This window comes from Billgrantia saliphila (genome assembly GCF_002930105.1).
Classification (GTDB): Bacteria; Pseudomonadota; Gammaproteobacteria; order Pseudomonadales; family Halomonadaceae; genus Halomonas; species Halomonas saliphila.
This window is the reverse complement of the sequence record NZ_PJRN01000046.1, coordinates 1-573: the sequence shown is the minus strand read 5'-3', so window position 1 is coordinate 573 and position 573 is coordinate 1. Positions and strand designations below refer to the sequence as shown.

Here is a 573-nt window from a genome sequence, read left to right as displayed (position 1 = left end):
TTGACGGGGGCCCGCACAAGCGGTGGAGCATGTGGTTTAATTCGATGCAACGCGAAGAACCTTACCTACCCTTGACATCCTGCGAACCCTTCGGAGACGAAGGGGTGCCTTCGGGAGCGCAGTGACAGGTGCTGCATGGCTGTCGTCAGCTCGTGTTGTGAAATGTTGGGTTAAGTCCCGTAACGAGCGCAACCCTTGTCCCTATTTGCCAGCGATTCGGTCGGGAACTCTAGGGAGACTGCCGGTGACAAACCGGAGGAAGGTGGGGACGACGTCAAGTCATCATGGCCCTTACGGGTAGGGCTACACACGTGCTACAATGGTTGGTACAAAGGGTTGCGAGCTCGCGAGAGCAAGCCAATCCCAGAAAGCCGATCTCAGTCCGGATCGGAGTCTGCAACTCGACTCCGTGAAGTCGGAATCGCTAGTAATCGTGAATCAGAATGTCACGGTGAATACGTTCCCGGGCCTTGTACACACCGCCCGTCACACCATGGGAGTGGACTGCACCAGAAGTGGTTAGCCTAACCTTCGGGAGGGCGATCACCACGGTGTGGTTCATGACTGGGGTGA

The 573-nt window shown here is 56.7% G+C and carries 1 rRNA gene; it reads left to right on the top strand.

Going from position 1 to position 573, the window contains the following annotated elements:
- A 16S ribosomal RNA gene (locus CYJ07_RS20200) occupies positions 1-573 on the top strand; the annotation flags it as partial.